Here is a 24,059-nt window from a genome sequence, read left to right as displayed (position 1 = left end):
TTTGTCATTGATTAATATGACAGCTGTTACTCAAACTCCAGTTGATCCAATTTCCGTTACTTCTGACTCCTACGATTGGTCAGCTATATTACAACAATTGCTTGATCGGCGATCGCTTTCTACTTCCCAAGCTGCGGATTTGATGCAAGGTTGGCTCAAAGATGCCATTCCTCCTGTATTATCAGGGGCAATCTTAACAGCAATTCAAGTTAAAGGAGTATCCGCAGAAGAATTAGTTGGCATGGCTAGCGTCTTGCAAGCTCAATCTTCTCAGCCCTCTTGTACAGACGTGATGCATCGCGTCTGTACTCAACACAGCACTCTAATTGACACTTGCGGAACAGGTGGTGATGGGGCTTCAACCTTTAATATTTCCACTGCTGTCGCCTTTGTGGCCGCAGCAGCGGGGGTAAAAGTTGCTAAACACGGCAATCGTTCTGCATCTAGCAAGGCTGGTTCTGCGGATGTGTTGGAAGCTTTAGGTATAAATCTCAACGCCAGCCCCCAGAAAGTCCAAGCGGCTGTAGATGAGGTCGGAATCACCTTTTTGTTTGCCCCAGGCTGGCATCCAGCGCTGAAAGCAGTTGCCGCCTTGCGAAAAACTTTGAAAGTGCGGACTATTTTTAACCTGCTTGGCCCGTTAGTCAATCCGATGCGACCAACAGGACAAATTATCGGTGTGAACGACCCACTTTTATTAGAGGCGATCGCTCAAGCTTTATCACAGTTAGGATGTCGCCAAGCGATCGCACTCCACGGACGCGAAAGGTTAGATGAGGCTGGTTTGGCTGATGTCACTGACTTAGCCGTACTTCAAGAACAAAAGGTGCGTTGCATCACCCTTAATCCTCAAGAACTGGGTTTGAATTCCTCACCAACTGCGGCCTTGCGGGGTGGAGATGTTCAAGAAAATGCCGAAATTTTAAAGGCAGTCCTCCAAGGTAAAGGCACGAAGGCGCAGCAGGATGTAGTTGCTTTAAATACTGCGCTAGCACTACAAGTTGGTGAAGCCATTAATGAGCAAACGGATATCTTGGCAGGTTGTGTCAAAGGTATCACCCTTGCTCAGGAGATTCTCCAAAGTGGCGCGGCTTGGACGAAGTTAGAACAGCTCGCCGCATTTTTGCACTAATTGCTAAGTAATCAAACTATACAGAAGAGAAAAAAAAATGATTGTAGTACTTAAGAGCGGTACACCTGTTGACGAAATTACTCGGCTGAGCAAAGAACTGAGTGAAGCTTGGGGAGTTGTAATAGAAAAAAGCGTCGGCAAACATAAAGTTGTTCTAGGAATGATTGGCGACACTGCAACTCTTGACCGATTGCAAATTCAAAAGTTTAGTCCTTGGATTGAGGAAGTATTACGAGTGGAAAAACCTTTCAAGCGGGTTAGTCGAGAATTCCGACATGGAGAAGCTAGCGAAGTTGTTGTACCTACACCTAATGGTCGCGTCTATTTCGGAGAGCATCATCCCTTGGTGGTGGTAGCTGGCCCTTGCTCTGTCGAGAATGAAGAGATGATTGTGGAGACAGCCAAGCGGGTTAAAGCAGCAGGAGCAAAATTTTTGCGTGGGGGAGCCTACAAACCTCGCACTTCACCCTATGCGTTTCAAGGACATGGTGAAAGTGCTTTGGCTCTATTGGCAGCAGCGCGTGAAGCTACGGGTTTGGGTATCATCACAGAAGTCATGGATACTGCCGACTTAACAGCAGTGGCAAAAGTGGCTGACGTGATCCAAGTGGGAGCGCGGAATATGCACAACTTCTCGTTGCTCAAAAAGGTAGGCGCTCAAGATAAACCCGTGCTGCTCAAGCGCGGGATGTCTGCCACAATCGACGAGTGGCTAATGGCAGCAGAATATATCCTGGCATCAGGAAATCCCAATGTGATTTTTTGTGAGCGGGGGATTAGAACTTTTGATGGTAAATATGCCCGTAATACTTTAGATTTATCAGTACTTCCAGTATTGCGATCGCTTACCCATCTCCCCATTATGATTGATCCTAGTCATGGTACAGGTAGGTCTGAATATGTTGCACCTATGGCTATGGCTGCGATCGCTGCTGGTACTGATGCTCTGATGATTGAGGTTCACCCCAATCCAGCTAGAGCACTATCTGACGGCCCTCAATCTTTAACTCCTGATAAGTTTGACCGCTTGGTACAGGATATGTCTGTGATTGGTCAAGTCGTTGGACGTTGGCCTCAACCTGCTTTGGTCACTTCGGCTTAATATAATATGTTCTCCTCCTTCCCTGCTAAAACACCGATTCAGTATTCAAGATAGGGGCGAGAAAAACCGATTATTTCGTAGAGACGTTGCAATGCAACGTCTCTACAGTCAACGATAATTGGTCGTTTTACCGAAAACAAATCGGGTTTTTGCGATTACTGAATCGATGCTCTAGGAAGCAGGGAATGCAGTTGAAGAGGTTCCGCCTCAAATTGATATAGTTGCTTAATCAACCGAACTCTACATATTCAATAATTGTTCCATCTGGATGCATAGCTCGCATATTGTCTCCAGTGGTGACTTTATCTGGTTCCGCCAGAATTACTGCACCTTGCTCAGTAAGTGCTTCCCTAAAGTCATTGAGTGAGTCAACCAAAAATGTTGCCTGTGTGCTCTTGAATGGAGAGAGAGCCTCAGCCGAACCAGCAATTAAAAGGATAGAACCCACGCCAGCAAGTTCTAACCCAGCCTCGGAATATTGAAACGACAACCAACATGTTTCTGTAAAGAGGCTTTCGTAGAAGGCGATCGCATCATCCAAGTCTGTTGGATTGAGATAAACTCTGGTCAGGACTTTAAGAATTTGCATTGCAACCTGTCTATTGAGACAGCTATTATATTTTAGCGTGCTTAATTGGCAATCATAGTTTCCTAAGATTGATAAAGAAATAGCCGATCTTCAATTTGAAAAAGGGCTTCAACTCTCTGTTCAATTAACTTAAGACAACGTTACTCTTTGTCAATCAAAATGCATTTCCTTTCTACACCTTTAGCTATACATCAGTCATCTGTATAGCCATCACTAATATATATACATACTTAAGTATCAGTATCTAGCTTGAGCAGGGTGTCAGAGAAAATAGCTGGCTTGAGATTATTTTAATTCACTCTGCTCAAATTTTCCTTGCATGTGCATAGATAAAATAGTTATCTGTTACTTGCACATCAGCCTGAAATCTTGCTTTTTTTAGCTTGCATTGCAGTTCATCAGGCGGATAAAAAACCTTAATAACTTGAAATTCTTGACCATCATTTAATTTGCGGCTTTTATATATATTTCCATCATTTTCAAGAATGTGGTTGTTAGCCGTGGATGTGGGTTCAAAACGAGAATCAATAATAAACAATTGTCCACCAACGCGAACAGATTGATAAACTTTCGTCAAAAATAAATCGAGTAATTGTGGCGGTACATGAGAGAGCCAAAAGGCAAAGAATACCAAATCATATTCTGTGTCAGGTTGCCATTGGAATAAATCAAGTAAGTAATATTCAACACTCAGTAAACTGGGGCATGGGGCATGGGGCATTGGGCATTGGGCATGGGGCGTTGGTAACTCTTTTCCATGCCCAAACCTTGAGAGTGGCAAAAACTGCTAAAGTGTCCTTTATGTTTTCACTCATAACTTGGAGGATAACTAAAGAAACTCAAACAATCAAGACTATGGCAACATTGATTAACTTCAAGTGGCGGCAGTTGATTCTGAGCTTAGGCTGTTTGTTACTGATTATTGCTTGTAACAGTTCTGATCCCAATATACACTCAGGTGTTAACCTTCTGAAGGTTGCTACAGATCCTACCTTTATTCCTTTTGAGAGCCAAACGGTTAAGGGTAAACTAGAAGGCTTCGATATTGACCTGATGAATGCGATCGCCAAAGTAGCAGGGTTTACTGTTGAGTTTGAAAGCCTGCCCTTTGATGGTATGATATCAAGTCTGCAAGCTCAAAGAGTTGATGCAGCAATTAACGGAATCACAATTACCGCTGAACGCCTCAAGGTAATTTCTTTTTCACGACCTTATTTTAAAGCCGGACTAGCGATCGCTGTTCGCCAAGATAACCAAGATATTCAAGACTTCAACAGTCTCAAAGGCAAAAAAATTGCTGTCCAAATTGGTTCAACTGGAGCAGATTTTGCCAAAACTATCCCCAATGCCAAAATTAGTACGTTTAATTCTGGCCCAGATTTTTTTCAGGACTTGCTCAATGGGCATGTTGATGCTGTAGTTGGCGATGCTTTCGCTACTTTGTATGCAATCAAAAATGGCAAGCTCAAAGGCATCAAAGTTGTAGATAATCTGCTCACAGAAGAATACTACGGCATTGCAACACCTAAAAATTCACCTCATCTAGATGCAATTAACAAAGGTATAGCTACTTTATTGTCCAATGGCACTTACAAGCAAATTTATCAAAAATGGTTTAATGCCGAACCTCCACAATTGCCAGATTCTTTGGACAGGAATTATACGAAATAGTGAAATCATCTACTTAGCTATTGTAAAAACCCTGGCGATCGCTAATCTGAGACTAGAAATGGACGCGCTAGAAAAAAGCTAGAAATTGATTTAGCATCTACTGGCTCTCCTTCAAGAATGGCTTTCTCTAACTCTTCAGGAGTTAAAAACACAGTTTCGATATCCTCATCTCCATCTTGTTCTGGAGGTGTCTCTAGCTTTTCCAAATCTTGAGCAAGGAAAGCATAGATAATCTCATCAGAATAACCAGGAGCTAGGAAAAACTCTCCTAGTTTGTGCCATTTTTTCGCGCTATAGCCAGTTTCTTCCTCAATTTCACGCTGCACCGTCTCTAGGGGATCTTCGTTAATTTCTAAAGTCCCCGCAGGAAACTCTAAGAGCCTTCCCTGAACTGCAAAACGATACTGACGCACCAGTATAAGTTTCCCATCTGCGGTAACAGGTACAGCCAGAGCGCCACCTGGGTGACGAATACACTCCCATTCACCTTCTGCTTTATTGGGTAAACGCAAGCGATTGACTTCAAAATCAAACTTGCGTCCTTTATAGAACAAACGTTGTTTCAGCAGCTGTGGTAATTCTCTACCTAATGGCATAGTAAAATTTGATGATCGTAAATACGGAGATAAACACTAGCATTTGTTCTAAAATCAGCGTTGCTACCGTACCTCTACGGGGAAATCAGCTACCCGCAGCGTCTTTTTTAGAAGAAGTTCTGTACGATGGAAGCTGTGCTCAGACTTTTCTCTGGGTTTAAAGATGGTAATTATAATTGCCCATCAATAAATGTACATCACAACAGTCTACCTGTTTCAGCAGTTCTTTAATTACATACCCGGAAACTGGTTCTATCCAATCTGGAGCAATTTCCGCCAGTGGTACTAACACAAAAGCCCGCTCCCGCATTCGAGGATGAGGAATCTGGAGATTTGGCGTCTGCAAGATCAAGTCATCATACAATAACAAATCTAAATCCAGGGTTCGCGGCCCCCAATGTTCTTGTCGAACACGTCCAAATGTTTGTTCAATTTCTAACAAAGTTTCTAACAGCTGCTGAGGCGAAATTTCAACTTGCAAGATGGCACAGCCATTTAAGTAATCCGGCTGTGGTGATCCCACGGCTTTGGTTCTATACCAATTAGATTTAGCTGCTAAGAAAATACCTGGCGTTTGAGCCAAAATCTCTATAGCTGCTTCTAAAATTGCCTGTGATTCGCCCATATTGCTACCGAGAGCGAGTGCGCTTTGCGATCGCATTATCCTAGATGCCACTTTCGGGATTTCTTTGTGGATACTTGACCCAATTATAGGATTCCTATTTGATTTTTCAAAAAGCTGCGTACACCTCTAACTTCCTTTTTTCCTATTCCCCATTCCCTGTCCACCATTCCCTGTCTCTACGAGTCAGTTGACGAATCAAATCGGATTATTATTATGTTACAAAAACTTCTAAAAGTTTTGAGGTTCCGAACAATTATCAAAATTGGTATTTTTATTTACAAAACTAAATTTACCTAACCTAAAAAAACATTATTTTTATAGTTAATTTAGTTCATTATTTATAGGATAGTATACTAACACAAACGTAGTTTGTTAACCCCATAGTTTTCTGATGGTGGTTAGGTCTTTACTACATTTGAGGGGAAGAACTGACGTGGGCAAGCTTACCTCCTGGTTTAAACGCAAACCAGCTAATTCGAGTGACTTTGACCAGGAGCAACCGCGATTGCCGCCTGATAATCATCATGAAAATGAGGAATCCGACAATGAAAGCTTATCACCAAGACATCGGGTGCAGGCGAGGCAGTTACTGAGCCAAATGAAAAGCTTATCATCTGGGATTACAGCTAAACTGGCAATGGGCGATAAACCGCTTTATCGTCGTATTTGGTTTTGGGCAGGTTTGGGTATAGGTGGTGGGACAGTTGCCGTTATCTACGGCATCAGTTCAATAGATCGGACTTTGCCAGATAAAGCAGCACTGAACACCTTGATTCGAGAGCAAACACTGACTATCAAAGCTGCCAATGGCACTATATTAAAACAACAAGGCGAAGCGACCAGAGAACAGCTAAAGCTGGATCAAATACCAGATAACCTGGAAAAAGCCTTCATTGCCTCAGAAGATAGAAGATTCCAGCAACACAATGGAGTTGATCTTCAAGGGATTATCAGAGCGGTTTTGAATAATTTGCGATCGCAGAATGTGGTAGAAGGTGGTAGCACCATTACCCAACAGCTAGCGCGAATACTCTTTCTCAAACAAGAGCGGACAATCTGGCGCAAACTCAAGGAAGTCCGTCTGGCACAGAAAATGGAGCAAGAATTAACCAAAGACCAAATTCTAGAGCGTTACCTGAATCTAGTTTATTTGGGAGGTGGAGCTTACGGTGTGGCAGATGCAGCATGGGTGTACTTCAGTAAATCGCCAGATCAACTTTCTCTAGCAGAAATGGCAACAATTGCCGGATTAGCTCCCGCTCCAAGCTTGTATGCCCCAGACCAAAATCCGGAAGCTGCTAAACAGCGGCGGAATTTAGTATTGCATCGAATGCAGGAAGATGGAGTGATTACAGCAGCCCAAAGACAAGCAGCTGTCCAAGAGCCACTCACCCTCAAAAGCAGTGCGCCCAAGCGGCTGCAAGTAGAATCACCCTACTTTACTAGCTACATTCAGAAAGAATTGCCGAAGTACGTCTCTAGCGATGTACTAGCAACTGGAGGTCTAGTAGTGGAAACCACCCTGAACCCGACTTGGCAAAAGGCCGCAGAAGAAGCAGTTGCCAAAACTCTGCGAAATCAAGGCCGCTGGGAGAACTTTAAACAAGCAGCAATGGTTGCTATTGACCCCCGTAACGGTGAAATTCAGGCAATGGTTGGGGGAAAAGACTTTGGTAAAAATCAATTTAATCGAGTTACTCAAGCACAGCGTCAGCCAGGATCGACATTTAAGGGATTTGTCTATGCTACAGCGATCGCCATCGGCAAAAGCCCTTATGATAGCTACCTAGATCAACCCTTTGTAGTAGATGGCTATGAACCAAAAAATTATGGTGAAAACTTCCACGGCTCGATGAGCATGAGAGATGCTCTCACTCGTTCCATCAATATAATTGCGGTGAAGGTATTAATTGATGTGGGATTTGCGCCAACGATTAAACTTGCCCATGATATGGGAATTAAATCTGAACTTAAACCCACCTATTCTTTAGCTCTCGGCTCGAATGAAGTAAATTTACTAGAATTGACCAGCGCTTATGGTAGTTTTGCCACTCAAGGATTGCATACAGAGGTTCATGGTATTCGCCGTATTCTTAACCGCCAAGGTAAGGTGATTTGGTCATCTGACTTCAATTCCAAACGTGCCCTTGATGCTGATAGTGCCGCCATCATGACCTGGATGCTACGCAACGTTGTGCAAGCGGGTACTGGTGGTGCTGCTCAATTAAATGATAGACCCGTTGCTGGGAAGACAGGTACTTCTGATGAAGCCCGTGATTTGTGGTTTATTGGCTACATTCCCCAATTGGTAACAGGTGTTTGGCTGGGTAACGATGACAATCGCCCCACCTATGGTAGCAGTGGTAGTGCTGCTTACACCTGGCACGAGTTTATGGAAAAAGCAGTAGAGGGGATGCCCGTAGAAAAGTTCCCCCAACGACCCAAATTAGAAGGTCGCAAAGGTACTATCAAAGCCCAGCGTATCAAGCCCAAACAAGTGCTTAATCGTTCTCTATCCTCTGATGAATCAAAACAAGTCAGTTCTGACGATAGCGGCTCATCTAGGAGGCACAGAAGCAGGAGGAGGAATTCTCAGGAAGTACAGCAGTCAGATGATGATACCCCAAGACGCAGACGGCGGCGCGATCGCACTGAAGAGGCAAGCTCTAGTAATTCTACTTCAGAATCCTCTAGTTCACGGCGACGATCTAGACGAGCAGAATCAGATTCTTCGCCACCTCGAAGAACTCGGCGCTCATCATCCCCGACCAACACGCGATCGCAACAGTCTTCTTGGCGGGATAGACTTAGACCTCCTCAAGAATGAGGGGAGTGGGGGAGTGGGAGGTAATTTTGAATGCCCTTCCTCTTGTTTCCTCGTGCTTTCCCTCCTCTTTATTTACATAATATCTATCTATTTGCTCAAACTTGGGGGGGATGTTAAATGATACTCTCATTTTATAATGTCTTAACAAGTGTTACTTAACGTAGGAGAATATACCCATGCATTTATTTATGCAAACAGCAGCAGATGCCGCTGCAAATGCTCCCCATTTTCCTTACGCTTTCACCTTGGTGTATGTCGTCGGTTTTATTGCTGCTGTAACCATTGGCTCAATTGCTTGGTACAACTCAAAACGCCCCGCAGGTTGGGAAAGCAAAGAACGTCCTAACTTTGTGCCTAAGGTTGAAAAAGAAGAAACTCCGGGTCTGGGAGAACCGAAGTCATAATGAGTCAAGGGTCAAGAGTCAATAGTCAAGAGTCAAACACTTATAGACTTTTGACTCTAGACTTCTGAACTAATAATTAATTTTGAACTTCAACCCAACGACGGTAAAGCTTTTGAATTTGTTTGAGAAGCACTGTATGAGCTGGTTGAGTTGACTCATTCGGCTTCGCCAAATCCTGTAATTTTGTCAAAAGTCTTGCTTCTTCTGTCGCTACTTCTGCATCGCTGTAAATTAAGCCGCTGATGGCTTCAATTAAGTTTTCACAATCTTCAAGGCTGGGGCGATCGCCTAGATACTCTGCCACCCAGTTATAGCATTCTTGTGGCTGTACCGAAACTAGTTCGTATAGCCAAGGTTTAATTTCTGGATCAGTAGCCAAACCTTTCGCTTGAGCTATTTCGCGCAGATATTGGCGTTCTTCTGGCTGAATTTTGCCATCGATCCAAGCGGCTCCAATCAGGATTTTAACTAAGTTTTTCACATTAGAATGAGTAACCATTGCTGCCTCCTCTGGTAGATTCGGGCCTCAATCAAAATAGTACAATCCCAAACAGTATTCACTCGGAATTATTGGTTTTTCTTAAGCGCACCATAAAAAAGCCATCCATGTCCTGTCGCTGAGGCCAGACTTTGAACCAGCCTTGAGGCGTGCTATAGGCAGAGTAAGGTAAATCAACGCTCTGGCCAGACTCAATTTGCCAATGAGGAAACTCAGCTAAAAATGCTGAAATCACTTCTTCATTTTCTGCTGGATGCAGTGTACAGGTGGCATAAACAAGTACACCATTGCCCTTGACATAATTAGATGTATATGCAAGAAGCTCTTTTTGAAGAATTGAGAGTTCCCGGACAGATTCTGGAGTCTGTCGCCAACGAGCATCAGCATGACGGTGCAGAGTTCCCAAGCCAGAGCATGGAGCATCAAGCAATACACTGTCTGCGGTGTTTTGAAATTGAGTAAAGTTGCGGCTGTCACCGATGCAAATTTGAATAGATTGCAAGTTCAGCCGTTGAGAATTTTCTTGGAGTTTGCGAAGCCGAGAGGAAGTGCGATCGCAACCCCAAATCTTCCCTTTATCTCCCATTAACTCAGCGATGTGAGTTGTTTTACCCCCTGGCGCAGCACAAGCATCAATTACCACATCACCTGGTTGGGGATTGAGCAAATGGCTCACCAATTGGGCGCTGCTATCTTGTACAGTCCACCAACCCTCACTGAAGCCAGGTAGTTTTTGAATTGGCCCACTACTACCAGTCAATCTTAACGCTTGAGGCAAGTTGGAAACCCGTTTCACTACAATACCAACAGATTGCAACGCCGCTTCAACTTCCTCCATTGAAGTGCGAAGTGGGTTGATTCGTAAGTCAATAGTTGGTGATTGGTTCATCCACTCACACAGTTGTTCTGTCTGGGTGAAACCCAGTTGTTCAAACCATACTTGAACAATCCAGTCAGGAAAGCTGTGTAAAACGCCCAAGCGTTCCACTGGGTTTTCTGGAAGTTGTAAAGGATCTCCCCCCTTATGTCCCACAAGACGGATGTACTGACGTAATAGACCATTCACAAAACCTGTGAGTCCAGAAAAACGGTTTTCTTTAGCTAGTTGGACGGTGGTATTTACAGCCGCTGAAGCAGGGATGCGCTCTTGATAGCGCAGTTGATATAAACCTAAATGTAAGATAGTGCGGAGGTCTGGTGCTTGTTGATCAGATTTCTTGCTGGCGATTTGATCAATCAGGGCATCAAGGGTGCGTTGCCTCCTAACAGTGCCATAAACTAATTCTGTCACCAAACGGCGATCGTGATCAGGTAAATTAACTTTTTGCAGCACCCTATCTAAGGCAACATCAGCATAAGCCCCCTTGTGAACATCTCGCAGGGCGATAAAAGCTAGTTGGCGGGGATTTGTCATGGAAATATTATACTTAGCTTGAAAATCGGTCATTGGGTATTGGGCATTGGGCATTGGGCATTGGGCATTGGGGGCTGGTAAAGAGAAATATTTCATTCCTTTGTTGTGCTCGCGTAGCGTGCGCTTTGCGCTCACTCTGTTCATGGTGTCTCTTGCAAAAGTCAATGTTTTGGAAATTAAACCACAGATGAACACAGATAATTCATCGGTGTTCATCTGTGGTTCATTTTTCAGTTATTCGCATTTTTGCAAGAAGTTTATTTAAGGTGTTGAACTTGAGCTACCTCTTTTTTGGGGATATGGAAATTCAGAATTTTTACAATAGTTTATTTACATTGTGACAATAGTAAAAGCCCCCTTGTAGTTATAGAGGGCTTAAAAATAAGCATATCAATATCAATACCAGACTCTATCGAGGCATATAAGGGTCTACACTGGCAATCTCAAACTCACACGCTCTAGAAACCACTTCTGGAGGTAATTTTTCAAAACTTACTAATGGTAAATAACTGGGGTTTGTGATCAGTTCTTTTGCTAATAAAAACCCAGTAATTGTCCAAGTTTGATATTTCCTGGCTTGTTTGCCAATCAGTCGCCCTTTCTTACCATCATAATACTCTGGCCATTCATCTTCACTCAGCCGTGTTTGAGCAATTTCAATAGCTTTTCTTGCCAAACTTGTTTTATTGGTTTTCACAGATGCTGCTGCCAACATCCACATTAAAACTGGCCAACTACCAGCATTATGATATGACCAAGGTATATTTTTAGGGTCACATCCAGTTACAATTCTGTACTCTTCATGTTCCAAAGCTGGGAAACAGATTTTCATTGGCATATCTCCCACTAGATCATCCCATCGCTCCTCAATGAGAGTCATGATTGCTTGTGACTGTTCTTCGGTGGCTAAGTCTGAAATGATCGCCATCAAGTTTCCTAGTGAAAAGAAACGAGTATCTAGCTGCGACGGCCCAACATTACCAGCTAGATAACCACCTTTTTTTGGCAGCCACTTGTCTAATTCATAATAAGGAACGGAATCTACATATATATTGAACAAATTAACAGCAGTCTTACCATATTCTTCACTTTTAAAGCGATAAATTGCATTCAGACGATTAATATCTATCCAATAATGCTGGCGAATATGAGCACATAAAAGAGGTAAGCGATTATCAATAGCTCCAACAATATCGTGATTGCCTTGACAAATTAGCAGCTCACGAGATGCCCGCAATGCAGCATAAAATAGAACTTGAAGTTCTAGGGGATGCCCATAGATTCCCATACGACGGTCAATCATACAAGCACCATCTGGAACCAACAGCGTTGGATACATATCAAAACGATTCGCCAAGCAGATTTCCATGATTAGCTTGATGCCGTTTTGAAATTCCGGTTGATAGGCTAGAGAAAAATCTTTTGTAGCAATTACATAAGCACGCAACAAAATAATCCACCATAGACAGGAATCAACTGGTGTAACTCTAGCGATCGCATGTTCACCAAAGTCTGCTTCTAAGTATTCCTGCCCATTGTCTGAGACAACTTTAAAGCTAGCTGGTATTAACCCTCGTCCCGGCTTATATGCATCTAATGCCCTTTCTTTAGGCTGTAACTTTAAGGTTTCTTCTAGAAAATTGCGAACAATATCTGTTCTGCCTTTAATCAGAAAAATTAGGGCTGAAGAGACAAAATCTCGAATAAAGCACTGGTCATAATTGAGCGCTTCTACAGACGCATCATAAGCAGCTACTGTGCCCACGGGACGTCCTTGATAGTAGAGAATTGACTTTTCTAGTGCTTCCCATGCTTCTACTTCTTCTAGTTCTATTTCTTTTGCTGTTTCTATATCGTTTAGTTGCATCGCCAGAATAACTCCATTTGGGTTGTGAATTTGTAGTAGATGCGCTTTTATTTATTATTTTGCTGTTCTCGTCATTACAACAATGATTTTTTGAATAGCAAATATAATTATTTCAAAAGTTAATCCAGCAACAACAGCTAAATCTGCTTATTATTATGCAGTTTAAGTTACTGTTTATTTGCTTTTAATCAGCTATCCTTTTAGTGAATTACAGTCGTTGTTCTTCACATTAAGCAATAGCATGATTACTAAAAACAGTCAGGCAAGATAAAATTTTAGACTATTTCTTGTTTTGTTTTATGTCCGGCATCTTTGCTTTATCAAACAAGAACATATCTCCGGTACTGTTTCAGTTTCACCTAAATTTAAATTACGCACAGTATATATACTTAAGCAAGATCTACTTTTTGAGACTTGAAATTAAATTATTCCCCTATAACTTAATAATTTATAACTTTTTTTCAGAATATGCAAGCTAAGAAACATTAAAGGATTTAACATGTCAATACTCCTGAAGGGCTATATATTTTACCTTACTGTCTTATTCTGTGGAGAGATTGTAGGAGCAAAATCATAAAAGGCAAAGTACGCAGAAGCAATAACAGCTTATAGCTTTATATCATGTTCTAGAAAGCGACTAAAGCCTAAAAAAGCGAAAATAATTTAATTTTTAAAAAAAAAATAAAACCTTAATAGTTTAACTTAAAGAATCGTAACTATGAGAGAGTTTGAGCATTTTTGCTCAAGTTAAAATTCAGCAGAGTGCGTATGCCGCATCATTGTTAAGAAATCTCTATCCACTCGTACACATGTCTGTGTTTGTGGATGCAATTTGCATAGAGATGAAAACGCCGCAATCAACATTCTTGTAAAAGCTAGGATGGGGCACATCCAAAGTAACGCTAAGGGACTATAGTAATCCGATTTGATTCGTGAACTGACTTGTAGAGACACCGAATGGGGGATAGGGGATAGGGAATGGGAAGTGGGAAAAAAGGGAGTTAGAGTTGTACGCAGTTCTTTCAAAAATCAAATAGGAATCCTATAGCAACCTCTATTCTCTATTCTCTCTGGTGCAAACCTGATTGAACAAGTAGCTATGGTGAGCTTAGAATCCCCGTCAGGGAGCGAGCGGGGAGTGTCAATTAGGTATGTATCTACTCGCTTAGGGAAAATATAATGTTGTCAACTTTTGGATGTAAATAACTGTAACTTGCTACACTAATGTCTGCATTGAATAAATGTAGTTCAGCAACGTCGATATTTTTGTAGCAGCGTAGACGCGCAGCGGCTTATTGTTAGACATCGCATTTCTTTTGGTTGGCAGATACGTTGAACTAGATTGTATTTAGGACGACAACGAGCATGATTGATTTTGAACTTTGGGATACGCTACTTCGCCAGTATGTTGATCAACAGGGTTGTGTAAACTATCTTGCTTGGAAAACAGAACAACCCCAAGTACTTGGTGATTGGTTATCAAGTCTAAAGCAGTTGCATCTTGAATCCAATTCCACGCCTTTAGAGGAATTGGCATTGTGGATCAATCTTTACAATGCGTTTACCATCTCGACGATTTTAAAACGATACCCAATCAAATCAATTCGTCCAAAAATTCTAGGGGTTCCTAACTGGCTGGCTTTTTTGTGGTTCTTCCAACGTCGGGTTTATGAAATTTTTGGCAAGTATTATAGTCTAGCTCAAATTGAGAACCAGATTCTGCGAGACAAACTGCAAGAGCCACGAATTCATTTCTCAATTGTCTGTGCTTCGATTGGCTGCCCTTTTCTGCGTGCAGGAGCTTACTTTCCTGAGCAAGTCATTGAGCAGTTAAATGAAGATGCTCGCCGCTTCATTAACAATCCTGAAAAAGTTCGTTACGACTCGCAAAGCAAAACGCTCTACTGTAGCCAAATATTCAAGTGGTATCGTCAAGACTTCTTAAAGGTTGCGCCTTCAATTCCAGAATATATTGGTTTTTATCTAGAAACAGACTTACCCTTAACTGCTGCAACGCCGATTTCCTATCTCTACTATGACTGGAACCTCAATCAACGAATATCTTGATAAAACTGCTTGAGATAAGTTGCGGAGACACCAATACCCCACAAAAGACCGATATAGAGGTAAATTGCCGTAGCTTTCCAGCTACCCCATTTCGCCACACGCCGATCAGAGCTTTGAACGACACGGTTTACCTGATAGATACGTCCTTTTTTTACCAATTTAAGGCATAAATCTCCGTCTTCCATAATTGGCAATGCCTCATCAAACCCGCCACAATCCCAAAAGTCAGTTCGACGGCAAAACATTACCTGATCTCCAAACAAAAGGCGCAATCCTTTAAAAAACAGGTGAGGTTTAAACAGCAATGGTGCGTAGTAGGTTTTTAGATAATTATGTAGGGAGATGCCCCAACGAGTCGTTTGAGATCCTGTCATTAGAGAAATAAACCCTCCACAAGCAACTGTTGGATTGGCCAGAGTTTGCTCGATTACAGCGATTAGATCATCCGGTACCCAAGTGTCTGCATGAAGAAAGCAAAGGATATCTCCAGTTGCGTCTAATGCTCCGTGGTTCATTTGAACAGAACGCCCACGCTGCTTACAGGAGAGAACTTGTATATCTAGCGTCTGATTGAACGACTCAAAATTTTGCTTTGCGATCGCTACTGTCTCGTCTTCGCTACCACCATCCACTACTATTACCTCTTTAGCAGGCGGATTAAGTAAAGTCAGTTGGCGTAATGTGCGCTCTAAGCTGGCTGCTTCATTTAAAGTAGGGATGACAATCGAAACTTGAGACATGCAGCTTATGTAGTTTTCTCGCTGCTTTTATTTTACTTGCTTAGTGTCGATGGGTTTTAGCCCAAAGAGAAATCGGGCAATGTTTATCCGCTTGATTAATACATCGTATAAGAACCAATATTTTGATGATGATTCAGAAGTTTGTAATAAACTTGAGGAGGAACCAGTATTAGCGTGCCAAATGTGAAAGGGATGAATAGTCGCTTGAGGCGATCGCTAGATATTACGACTTTGAAAGTTGATGTTGAGGCTTATTACCGAAGATGAACGCCCTCTGTTATTGTTATCTCACTGCTTCTGAGCATGGTAGCAAGCTTTCAACAGTTTTCCCCACATTGCATTGTAGGGATGGACAAAATGCGTTGGATGTTGATCATCTTTAAAGATGGATCTTCCTTCATTTGCCCACTGAAAAATACCACCGCTCAAGTTGAAAACGCTAGAGAAACCCGCCTCATTAAGCTGCTGGGTTAATTTGGCGCTACGGTAGCCAATAGAACAGTACACAACAATTGGCGTGTCTTTTGAAACTGTTGAGAGTGCTGCTAAGTCAGGTGCAATGGAATCAATATGTATCGCCCCTTTCAGGTGGCTGATCTCATACTCTGCTTGATTCCGTGCATCTAGCATGAGAGGCTGTGGCTTTGTGAAGTTTAATAGCCATTGAGCAAATTCTTTAGTTTGAATCTGGTGGACACTTGGAAAGGCTAGCCTAATGAATAATTTGAGTAAATTAAATATAAGCGATCGCACTTTTTCAAACACTCTCTCGTTTTCAATGGGAATTTTAAATCTGATTTATCGACTTGTAAAACCTTACCACTGTACTGGTCAATATCACGGTAGAATTTTCCCCGTAATATCCAGTTCAATCTCCCGGTTTTTCACTTCTCCAACTGCGATTTATTTTCTCTTAAAACCGGGCTTTTTTATTCAAGCCGGACTATTATTTATAGTAGTCTCTATGCTGGCTGCACTTGGTAATCATGCAAGTATCCAAAAACGGTATTACCAAACACATGACGAAATCCTTATTTAAGTTTACGTTTATTTTTTGGCTTAGCAAAACTTAATATAAACAAGTTGAAAAACCCAAGACATTAATGTAAAACGTGATATTAAGAGCCGGAAAAGTCTCCCCTTTTTTCACACAGTCTCCCTGGGGAAGTTAGTTGTTTGGTGTGAGGTCATTCAAGAGATTTCCGGCAATTAGGGAGAGGGTATTTAGCCAAATTTTTTGAAAATAGCTTAACTCTCAATTCCTCAGAATTGGGAACAATTCTTGTCAGCAACTTATAAATAACATAGCCATGACCACAACTCTAGGAAGAAGCGAAAGCGGGAACCTGTGGGATCGGTTCTGTCAATGGATTACTAGCACCGACAATCGGCTTTATGTCGGCTGGTTCGGGGTTTTAATGATTCCTACCCTGTTAACCGCTACCATCTGTTTCATAATTGCCTTTATTGCAGCTCCTCCCGTCGATATTGACGGTATTCGGGAGCCAGTTTCTGGTTCTTTGTTATACGGCAACAACATTATCACTGGTGCTGTTGTACCTACATCCAACGCCATTGGTTTGCACTTCTACCCAATTTGGGAAGCTGCTTCAATGGATGAATGGCTTTACAACGGCGGGCCTTATCAGCTAATTGTTTTGCACTTTTTGATTGGAATCTTTTGCTGGCTTGGTCGTCAATGGGAGTTAAGCTACCGTCTAGGGATGCGCCCCTGGATTTGTGTAGCTTACTCTGCTCCTGTAGCTGCTGCGACTTCTGTTTTCTTGATTTACCCAATTGGTCAAGGTAGCTTTTCTGACGGGATGCCTTTGGGCATTAGCGGCACTTTTAACTTCATGCTCGTGTTTCAAGCCGAGCATAACATCCTCATGCACCCCTTTCATGAACTGGGTGTGGCTGCGGTGTTCGGTGGTGCGCTGTTTGCTGCGATGCATGGTTCTTTAGTGTCTTCCTCTCTAGTCAGAGAGACAACTGAAAGTGAATCTGTGAACTACGGATACAAGTTTGGTCAAGAACAAGAAACCTATAGCATCGTAGCGGCTCATGGTTACTTTGGACGGTTAATCTGGCAATATGCCAGCTTTAACAACTCGCGTTCTTTACACTTTTTCTTAGCTGCTTGGCCTGTCGTTGGTATCTGGTTGACAGCATTGGGTATCAGCACGATGGCGTTCAATCTCAATGGATTCAACTTCAACAACTCAATACTTGACTCTCAAGGTCATGTAGTTTACACATGGGCAGATATCCTAAACCGCGCCAACCTGGGCATAGAAGTGATGCACGAGCGCAATGCTCACAACTTCCCGCTGGATTTGGCTGCGGATGAGGAGATACCTGTAGCTTTGCAAGCACCAGCGATTCACGGTTAATTCTCAAGTCTTAGCTAAATTAAAAGCGCTCTCCATTTCTGGAGAGCGCTTTTGATTGAAGCTGAGTTCTTACATGTATCGGACGCAACGATCGCTTAATATTTAGATAAAGAGTAGCTATTAATTTTATGACCGTATTTTTACCAGAAACTTAGCGAGAGCATGAAAGCCCCTGAGAAACAGCAACATAGTTGCGTGTTTCGTGGTTTAGACAGGGGATGAAATGCGAGACGGCGGGATTCATCCCGCCGTCTCCATGTAGTCTTAACATTATGAATGAGCAAATAATGAGATAATTAATAACACTAAGGAGGTGATTTATTTGTACGGTTGCCAGCAAGTTTTGATTCACGCAGATAACGATTTAAAAGCAATCTTGGAGTTGATCTGTTCTGAGGCAAATAAACTATCAAACTGCGCTGTCTACTATGCTCGTCAAATATGGTTTAAGGCTAAACGCTATATAACTAAGTTTGAACTAGATAGCGAAATGAAGCCAAATCGTCATTTTCAAACGCTCTATTCTCAAGCAGCACAGCAGTTGTGCCGTTCTGTGTATGAGTCTTTTGCCTCATTCAAACAGCTTAATACTTTGCACAATCGCGGTGAATTAGCAGATAAACCCAAACCACCAAAGTACAGAAAGAATGGTTTCAATCTAGTCAGCTATCCAAAGCAAGCATTAAAGCTAAAAGATAGACAAATCAGAATACCTCTTGGAACTCAAATAAAAGTCTGGTTTCAATTAGATTCTTTTTCTCTACCAATGCCGTCAAATTTAAGATTTGAGGAGATTAAAGAGTAAAGAATTGGTACATCAATGCAGATTGCAATGGTGCTGCCAACATCATCCGCAAAGTAAGCACAACACTTGGACTTGATCTAAGTGGAGTGTCTAGGGGTGCTTTGACTCACCCCACCCGGATCTATGTCTGGGTGACAGCTAAGAACAAGCGAAGCAATGCGGCTTTAGCCCGTTGCGTAGCATCCTTTTAGAATCCCCCGAATTTATTCGGGGGAGTAGTCAACAATCAATTCAATAGTAAGATCTAAAACTTAAAATCCAAAATCAACATGGCAGACCTAACTCCTAATTCTAGTTTTAGTTTGACGTTGCGCTTGCAGATTCCCAATCGTGTAGGGATGTTGGCATCAGTAACGCAGGCGATCGCCACCTGTGGTGGTAATCTGGGTCAAATTGATTTAATTGAGCAAACCCGTAAAGAGTCTACCCGTGACCTGACTGTTGATGCTGCTAGTACTGAGCACGCTGAGACGATTGTGCAAGCAGTGAAAGCATTGCCAGATATTAAGTTGCTAAGTGTTTACGATCGCACCTTTAATTTACATCGTGGCGGGAAAATCAGCATTGCTAGCAGAATTCCTTTAAGAAGTGTTTCCGATCTAGCAATGGCTTATACACCGGGAGTTGGTCGGATTTGTACTGCGATCGCCCAAGATCCTGAAGAAGTTTACAACTTAACCATCAAACAAAATACTGTAGCTATTGTTACTGATGGTAGTGCTGTTTTGGGATTAGGCAATCTCGGCCCAGCTGCTGCTTTACCAGTTATGGAAGGTAAAGCGATGCTATTCAAAGAATTTGCTGGACTTGATGCTTTTCCCATCTGTCTCGCTACGCAAAATACAGATGAAATTGTCCAGACAGTCAAGAATCTCGCTCCAGTGTTTGGCGGCGTGAATTTAGAAGATATTGCTGCTCCTCGCTGCTTTGAAATTGAACAGAGATTGCGGCAAGAATTAGATATCCCGGTTTTTCATGATGACCAGCACGGTACAGCGATTGTGACTTTGGCAGCATTATTTAATGCCCTAAAGGTAGTGCATAAGTCACTCGCAGAAATCCACATTGTGATTAATGGTGCTGGTGCGGCTGGGGTGGCGATCGCTCGCTTACTCCGCAAGGCTGGAGCAGAAAAAATCTGGATGTGCGACTCTAAAGGGATTATCTCAAACAGTCGCACTGACCTAACAGAAGAAAAGCGCGAATTTGCGGTGAAAGCTCAAGGTACTTTAGCGGGTGCAATGCAAGGAGCAGATGTATTTATCGGCGTCAGTGTACCAGGAGTTTTGACACCAGAAATGGTGCAATCGATGGCAAAAGAGCCAATTGTTTTTGCAATGGCAAATCCCATTCCAGAGATTCAGCCGGAATTAGTCAGCAAAATTGTCGCAGTCATGGCTACCGGTCGTAGCGATTACCCAAATCAAATCAATAACGTCCTAGCTTTTCCTGGGGTGTTCCGTGGAGCTTTAGATTGTCGGGCACAGACGATTACTACCACAATGTATCTAGAAGCAGCAAGTGCGATCGCCTCCTTAGTTAAGCCTTCAGACTTAACTAGGGAACACATTATTCCTTCAGTCTTTGATGAGCGTGTCGTCACCGCTGTGGCTGCGGCTGTGCAACGCGCCGCACGTGAAGAAGGCATTGCTCGGAGGTAAAAGGGACTGGGGAAGGTGGGGCCCCCTCTGGGGATAAGGGTCAAGGGGAGCCACTGCCTTGGGTGGCTCTGCCGACTTAAAGCAAGTGGCGTTCAAGAATCAAGGTTTTTTGGACTTTTGACCTTTGACTCTGGACAACCTCTGGCGTTAAAAATATGACACTTGCGTAAGTCCTGATGACAAATAACTACTGCTGGAGTATGAGCCAGTGTTAGACAGCGAGGAATTGGACACGGCGATCGCAGCGTAAAATAACAGGTGAGTGAAATTACTCTATTTGTATATGACAGAAAATCCCCAAACTTGGTATATTGTCAAGCGTCCTACTGGGAATTGCGAAATTGTCCCCAGCGATCAAATTGAGGACGATAATCCAGAAATTATAGAACAGTGGGGGCCTTTGGCTTCCCAAGAGGAAGCGATCGCCCGCCGCGTGGGACTAATCAGGGCTAATAAGTGCCAACCTCAATAAATTACTAATTACGCCTAATGTGAATGTGGCGTCAATCGCTGAAAGCTGCTACTGTGTATTCTCGATCCTACTGTTGAGCATAAAGAAAGTGACTGCTGACTCAATGACAATCGCGATCGCACTCAATAATGACTCCATCAACAATCTGGATTTGTCACCTGCACAAACGGTGATTGACCAACTGCTCCAAGAGGGAGTTGCATCTCATGAACAGCAACTGAGCTTTGATATTAAATATGACCTAGAACCCGGTGATCCACGAGAACTCTCAGAAATTCCAGAGGTACGGCTGTGGTTTGTTCGCCTAGATGCCAAATATCCCTGGTTGCCATTTTTACTCGATTGGAAAGCTGGGGAATTTGCTCGTTATGCCGCCATGCTTGTACCGCATCAGTTCAGTTCTCAAGACGGCATTCAGTATAATCCTGAAGCACTGGAAATCTTTTTGATGCACAAGATCTTTATTTTAGGTGATTGGCTGAAACAGCAAGATATTCCCAGTCTATCGAGGCTGAGGTCTATGGCGCAAATGCTGGGTTATGAATTAGATGATGCTTTATTTGAAATATTTTGACGTACCTACACCTCCTGAGTACAGGTAGGTGTAGGTACGTCAAAGACTCCTCATTGAGGACATAATTTGAGCTTTTAGATCGTGCGTCCCACGATATACCGAATAAACTCTCATGCAACAGTTATTTTTTTGTAAATCTTCTAGGCATTATTGTTTAGGAAAACCGCTGGTTTAACCACCCCAGATTTTCTCCAAAACTGTATTGGGTGCAATATCTGCCACTTTGCCCGTGGGGGATTTAATGGCAAGGAATTTATCACTTTTTGGCAATAACTTTGCTGGATCTGTCGAACCAAATAGGGCAATGGTATAGGTTTGCGCTGCTACACTCAGATGCAATGGCGCACTATCAGTACACAACATCAAACTTGCCCCAGCAATTATGGCAGTTAACTTGCCAATATCATTTGGGGAAGTAACTTTGATATGTGGAGAATACTGCAAAAGCGATCGCACAAACTGCTCGTTATCAAGTTCTTTAATTACCACCACAGGCATATCTGGCTGCTTGTGTTGTAACTCTTGAATAATTTGCTGCCAATTCTCCACAGGGTAAAGGTTGTCTAGACCTTTAGACTGGGATAATTCGCTAGAACCACTGCTAGAACCACCATGAATCAAGATATAACCTGTTTCATTCACTCCTAAACGTTTCTGTTCTTTTTGTGCCCACTCAATATCTGGTTTTGGTACACTTGCTGCTAGCTCTGGCACAGGGGTGTTAATGCCCAATGATTGCAGTAAATCATGATATGCCGCTGCCGCATACTGAGATGATTTGAACAGCACAGGGTTGGTAAGAAAAACCGCTCCTTTGCCTTGGTAGCCAATGCGTATGGGAATTCCTGTTAACCAGAGTAAAAGACCAGTTAACCAGCTTTGTCTAACAGCAATAGCAACATCGTACTCGCGATCGCGAATCGCGCCTACCAGGTTGCTCCAATCTGCCAGACTGTTACGGTCTTTGTAATCAAAAGCCAGTACCTCTTGAACTGACTTGCTCACCCGGTAGGCTGCCTTTGACCGGGGTTCCACAACGACATCTATCTGAGCGTTGGGGTAATAGCGCTTCAGGTCATCTAGAGTCGGAAAGAAGAGAATTTGGTCGCCAATTCCGCCAGGGACTAGGGCTACTACTCGCATAATATTTATTGATGCTTACTCGCTCCTTATTTTAGGGGAAAATATATAGCCTAAAGATTGAGGAATTCTGTGTATTTATTAATTCCCGCAGCTGGAACCGGAAAAAGAATGGGGAGTAACCGCAATAAACTCCTGCTCACAGTGCGATCGCAACCAATTATTGCTTGGACTCTCAAAGCCGCAGAAGCGGCAAGTACAATCAGTTGGATAGGAATTATTTCTCAACCCACTGACTGGCTCGACTTTAAGGCAATTCTCGCCAACCTCAAGCTGACTAAACCAGTGGAACTAATTCAAGGCGGCTCCACCCGCCAAGAATCAGTTTACAACGGCTTGCAGGCGCTACCAGCAGATGCAGAACAGGTGTTGATTCACGATGGAGCCAGATGTCTTGTCACACCAGATTTACTCAACTCTTGTGCTCAAGCGATTTGCCACTGTCCTGGTTTGATTGCTGCTGTGCCCGTCAAAGATACGATTAAAGTTGTTGATGACAATGGCATAATTCAGAGTACACCAGACCGACGGCAACTTTGGGCGGCACAAACTCCTCAAGGATTTGATGTCCAATTATTGAAACAGTGCCACGCCGAAGGTATTCGTTTAGGTTGGGAAGTAACTGATGATGCCGCTTTGTTTGAAAGGTGCAACATTGAAGTTCAAATTGTCCAGGGAGAGGAGACTAATTTGAAAGTAACCACCCCCCAAGATTTGGCGATCGCAGAATTTATCCTCAGAAGCAGAGGCTTATCAGAGGCAGTGGAGGAATCTGATTCGAGTCTAAATCTTCTTTGACGTTATTGAATAATTAGGATATAATCCCACACACTTGGAACTCGTCTTTTGTCAGGTGTCAATAACTAGTGACCAATGACCAACTATTAATGACTAATGACTAAATGATTACAGCCACAGCGACGAAGATAGAAGCGATTCTCTATTTAAAGGGTAAACCCTTGTCGCTCGGCGAAATCGCCGAGTATGCGGCGTGCGATCGCGCCACAGTTGAAGAAGGCATGATTGAATTAATAGATAACTATGCACGCCGAGATAGCGCCCTAGAAGTTGTAGAAACCCCAAATGGTTATAGTTTGCAACTGCGGCCTGACTTTCACGACTTAGTGCAAACACTGATTCCGGTGGAATTGGGCTTAGGTGCATTACGGACTTTAGCTGCGATCGCACTCAATAGTCCCATACTTCAAAGCGACTTGATTAACCTGCGCGGCTCAGGAGTATATCAACACGTCCCGGAACTCGTCGAACTCGGTTTTGTTCGCAAACGCCGAGACAGCGATTCTCGCTCCTACTCGCTCCAAGTAACCCCGAAATTTCATCAGTATTTCCAAATCGAGCAACTTCCACAAATATTCCCCATCAGCCAGAAGGAACAGCAATTAGAACTAGAACTAGAAGCAAAAGCAGAATAAAGCGAGTGAGCAATAGAGAATAAACTCAATGCCCCATGCCCCATGCCC

General features: G+C 42.9%; 23 protein-coding genes and 1 pseudogene. 14 read left to right on the top strand and 10 right to left on the bottom strand.

Annotated features, from left to right (window positions below; translation table 11 throughout):
- Window positions 1–16 precede the first annotated feature (16 nt).
- A complete protein-coding gene (trpD, locus tag IQ246_RS15845; protein ID WP_194004305.1) occupies window positions 17–1,132 on the top strand; it encodes an anthranilate phosphoribosyltransferase in 1,116 nt (371 codons plus the stop codon).
- A 37-nt stretch (window positions 1,133–1,169) separates the two neighbouring features.
- Window positions 1,170–2,234: a 3-deoxy-7-phosphoheptulonate synthase gene (gene aroF, locus IQ246_RS15840; RefSeq protein WP_194004304.1), complete on the top strand. Its 1,065-nt coding sequence runs from the start codon at window positions 1,170–1,172 to the stop codon at window positions 2,232–2,234.
- Between the two features lie 229 nt (window positions 2,235–2,463).
- Here the strand turns inward: aroF and IQ246_RS15835 are convergent, their stop codons facing one another.
- Window positions 2,464–2,823: a VOC family protein gene (locus IQ246_RS15835; protein ID WP_194004303.1), complete on the bottom strand. Its 360-nt coding sequence runs from the start codon at window positions 2,821–2,823 to the stop codon at window positions 2,464–2,466.
- A 304-nt stretch (window positions 2,824–3,127) separates the two neighbouring features.
- On the bottom strand, window positions 3,128–3,544 hold the full coding sequence (locus IQ246_RS15830; protein ID WP_194004302.1) for a class I SAM-dependent methyltransferase: 417 nt from the start codon (window positions 3,542–3,544) through the stop codon (window positions 3,128–3,130).
- Between IQ246_RS15830 and IQ246_RS15825 the strand changes: the two genes are divergently transcribed.
- Entirely contained in the window at window positions 3,529–4,494 is a 966-nt protein-coding gene (locus IQ246_RS15825; protein ID WP_244142048.1) for a basic amino acid ABC transporter substrate-binding protein, read from the top strand. The two genes, IQ246_RS15830 and IQ246_RS15825, sit on opposite strands and share 16 nt — an antisense overlap.
- Before the next feature lie 41 nt (window positions 4,495–4,535).
- Here IQ246_RS15825 and IQ246_RS15820 read toward each other — a convergent pair whose 3' ends face one another.
- Both IQ246_RS15820 and folK read right to left on the bottom strand, forming a co-directional pair.
- Window positions 4,536–5,090, bottom strand: a complete 555-nt coding sequence (locus IQ246_RS15820) for an NUDIX hydrolase (protein ID WP_194004301.1) — start codon at window positions 5,088–5,090, stop codon at window positions 4,536–4,538.
- Between the two features lie 157 nt (window positions 5,091–5,247).
- The gene (folK, locus tag IQ246_RS15815) at window positions 5,248–5,751 is read right to left on the bottom strand and encodes a 2-amino-4-hydroxy-6-hydroxymethyldihydropteridine diphosphokinase (protein WP_194004312.1); all 504 of its coding nucleotides are present in this window, start codon (window positions 5,749–5,751) and stop codon (window positions 5,248–5,250) included.
- A gap of 397 nt (window positions 5,752–6,148) precedes the next feature.
- Between folK and IQ246_RS15810 the strand changes: the two genes are divergently transcribed.
- Window positions 6,149–8,542, top strand: a complete 2,394-nt coding sequence (locus IQ246_RS15810; RefSeq protein ID WP_194004300.1) for a penicillin-binding protein 1A — start codon at window positions 6,149–6,151, stop codon at window positions 8,540–8,542.
- A 176-nt stretch (window positions 8,543–8,718) separates the two neighbouring features.
- A complete protein-coding gene (gene psb35, locus IQ246_RS15805) occupies window positions 8,719–8,946 on the top strand; it encodes a photosystem II assembly protein Psb35 (RefSeq protein WP_194004299.1) in 228 nt (75 codons plus the stop codon).
- Between the two features lie 76 nt (window positions 8,947–9,022).
- Here psb35 and IQ246_RS15800 read toward each other — a convergent pair whose 3' ends face one another.
- The 3 genes from IQ246_RS15800 to IQ246_RS15790 all read right to left on the bottom strand — a co-directional run bounded on the left by IQ246_RS15800 (window position 9,023) and on the right by IQ246_RS15790 (window position 12,726).
- Complete coding sequence (locus IQ246_RS15800) at window positions 9,023–9,445, bottom strand: TerB family tellurite resistance protein (protein ID WP_194004298.1); 423 nt, start codon at window positions 9,443–9,445, stop codon at window positions 9,023–9,025.
- 58 nt (window positions 9,446–9,503) lie between these two features.
- Window positions 9,504–10,859: a 16S rRNA (cytosine(967)-C(5))-methyltransferase gene (locus IQ246_RS15795; RefSeq protein WP_194004311.1), complete on the bottom strand. Its 1,356-nt coding sequence runs from the start codon at window positions 10,857–10,859 to the stop codon at window positions 9,504–9,506.
- 409 nt (window positions 10,860–11,268) lie between these two features.
- Window positions 11,269–12,726 carry a glycoside hydrolase 100 family protein gene (locus tag IQ246_RS15790; protein ID WP_194004297.1) on the bottom strand — a complete coding sequence of 486 codons (1,458 nt, stop codon included), beginning with the start codon at window positions 12,724–12,726 and terminating at the stop codon, window positions 11,269–11,271.
- 766 nt (window positions 12,727–13,492) lie between these two features.
- On the opposite strand from IQ246_RS15790, the pseudogene IQ246_RS15785 reads away from it, so the two are divergent.
- Together IQ246_RS15785 and IQ246_RS15780 are read left to right on the top strand one after the other, a co-directional pair.
- A pseudogene (locus IQ246_RS15785) lies at window positions 13,493–13,642 on the top strand (zinc ribbon domain-containing protein); the annotation flags it as partial.
- A 449-nt stretch (window positions 13,643–14,091) separates the two neighbouring features.
- A complete protein-coding gene (locus IQ246_RS15780) occupies window positions 14,092–14,793 on the top strand; it encodes a DUF547 domain-containing protein (RefSeq protein ID WP_194004296.1) in 702 nt (233 codons plus the stop codon).
- Here the strand turns inward: IQ246_RS15780 and IQ246_RS15775 are convergent.
- Window positions 14,778–15,533: a TIGR04283 family arsenosugar biosynthesis glycosyltransferase gene (locus tag IQ246_RS15775; protein ID WP_194004295.1), complete on the bottom strand. Its 756-nt coding sequence runs from the start codon at window positions 15,531–15,533 to the stop codon at window positions 14,778–14,780. The two genes, IQ246_RS15780 and IQ246_RS15775, sit on opposite strands and share 16 nt — an antisense overlap.
- A gap of 288 nt (window positions 15,534–15,821) precedes the next feature.
- Window positions 15,822–16,298: a rhodanese-like domain-containing protein gene (locus IQ246_RS15770; protein ID WP_339379303.1), complete on the bottom strand. Its 477-nt coding sequence runs from the start codon at window positions 16,296–16,298 to the stop codon at window positions 15,822–15,824.
- Between the two features lie 545 nt (window positions 16,299–16,843).
- On the opposite strand from IQ246_RS15770, the gene psbA reads away from it, so the two are divergent.
- The 5 genes from psbA (at window position 16,844) to IQ246_RS15745 (ending at window position 21,438) form a co-directional block, all read left to right on the top strand.
- A complete protein-coding gene (gene psbA / locus IQ246_RS15765) occupies window positions 16,844–17,926 on the top strand; it encodes a photosystem II q(b) protein (protein WP_194004294.1) in 1,083 nt (360 codons plus the stop codon).
- Between the two features lie 322 nt (window positions 17,927–18,248).
- Window positions 18,249–18,731 carry a hypothetical protein gene (locus tag IQ246_RS15760; RefSeq protein ID WP_244142047.1) on the top strand — a complete coding sequence of 161 codons (483 nt, stop codon included), beginning with the start codon at window positions 18,249–18,251 and terminating at the stop codon, window positions 18,729–18,731.
- Between the two features lie 269 nt (window positions 18,732–19,000).
- Window positions 19,001–20,392 carry a malic enzyme-like NAD(P)-binding protein gene (locus tag IQ246_RS15755; RefSeq protein ID WP_194004293.1) on the top strand — a complete coding sequence of 464 codons (1,392 nt, stop codon included), beginning with the start codon at window positions 19,001–19,003 and terminating at the stop codon, window positions 20,390–20,392.
- A gap of 283 nt (window positions 20,393–20,675) precedes the next feature.
- On the top strand, window positions 20,676–20,864 hold the full coding sequence (locus IQ246_RS15750; protein WP_194004292.1) for a transposase: 189 nt from the start codon (window positions 20,676–20,678) through the stop codon (window positions 20,862–20,864).
- 103 nt (window positions 20,865–20,967) lie between these two features.
- A complete protein-coding gene (locus IQ246_RS15745) occupies window positions 20,968–21,438 on the top strand; it encodes a CRR6 family NdhI maturation factor (RefSeq protein WP_194004309.1) in 471 nt (156 codons plus the stop codon).
- A 171-nt stretch (window positions 21,439–21,609) separates the two neighbouring features.
- Here the strand turns inward: IQ246_RS15745 and IQ246_RS15740 are convergent, their stop codons facing one another.
- On the bottom strand, window positions 21,610–22,581 hold the full coding sequence (locus IQ246_RS15740) for a glycosyltransferase family 9 protein (RefSeq protein WP_194004291.1): 972 nt from the start codon (window positions 22,579–22,581) through the stop codon (window positions 21,610–21,612).
- Window positions 22,582–22,650: 69 nt separating this feature from the next.
- On the opposite strand from IQ246_RS15740, the gene ispD reads away from it, so the two are divergent.
- Together ispD and scpB are read left to right on the top strand one after the other, a co-directional pair.
- Window positions 22,651–23,376 (top strand): 2-C-methyl-D-erythritol 4-phosphate cytidylyltransferase, encoded by a 726-nt coding sequence (gene ispD / locus IQ246_RS15735; protein WP_194004290.1) that lies wholly within the window; start codon window positions 22,651–22,653, stop codon window positions 23,374–23,376.
- Between the two features lie 104 nt (window positions 23,377–23,480).
- Window positions 23,481–24,011: an SMC-Scp complex subunit ScpB gene (scpB, locus tag IQ246_RS15730; protein ID WP_194004289.1), complete on the top strand. Its 531-nt coding sequence runs from the start codon at window positions 23,481–23,483 to the stop codon at window positions 24,009–24,011.
- Window positions 24,012–24,059 lie beyond the last annotated feature (48 nt).

Origin of the sequence: aff. Roholtiella sp. LEGE 12411 (assembly GCF_015206995.1) — a bacterium.
GTDB lineage: Bacteria > Cyanobacteriota > Cyanobacteriia > Cyanobacteriales > Nostocaceae > Komarekiella.
The sequence above is the reverse complement of the archived record's forward strand: the minus strand, read 5'-3'. Positions and strand labels throughout refer to the sequence as shown.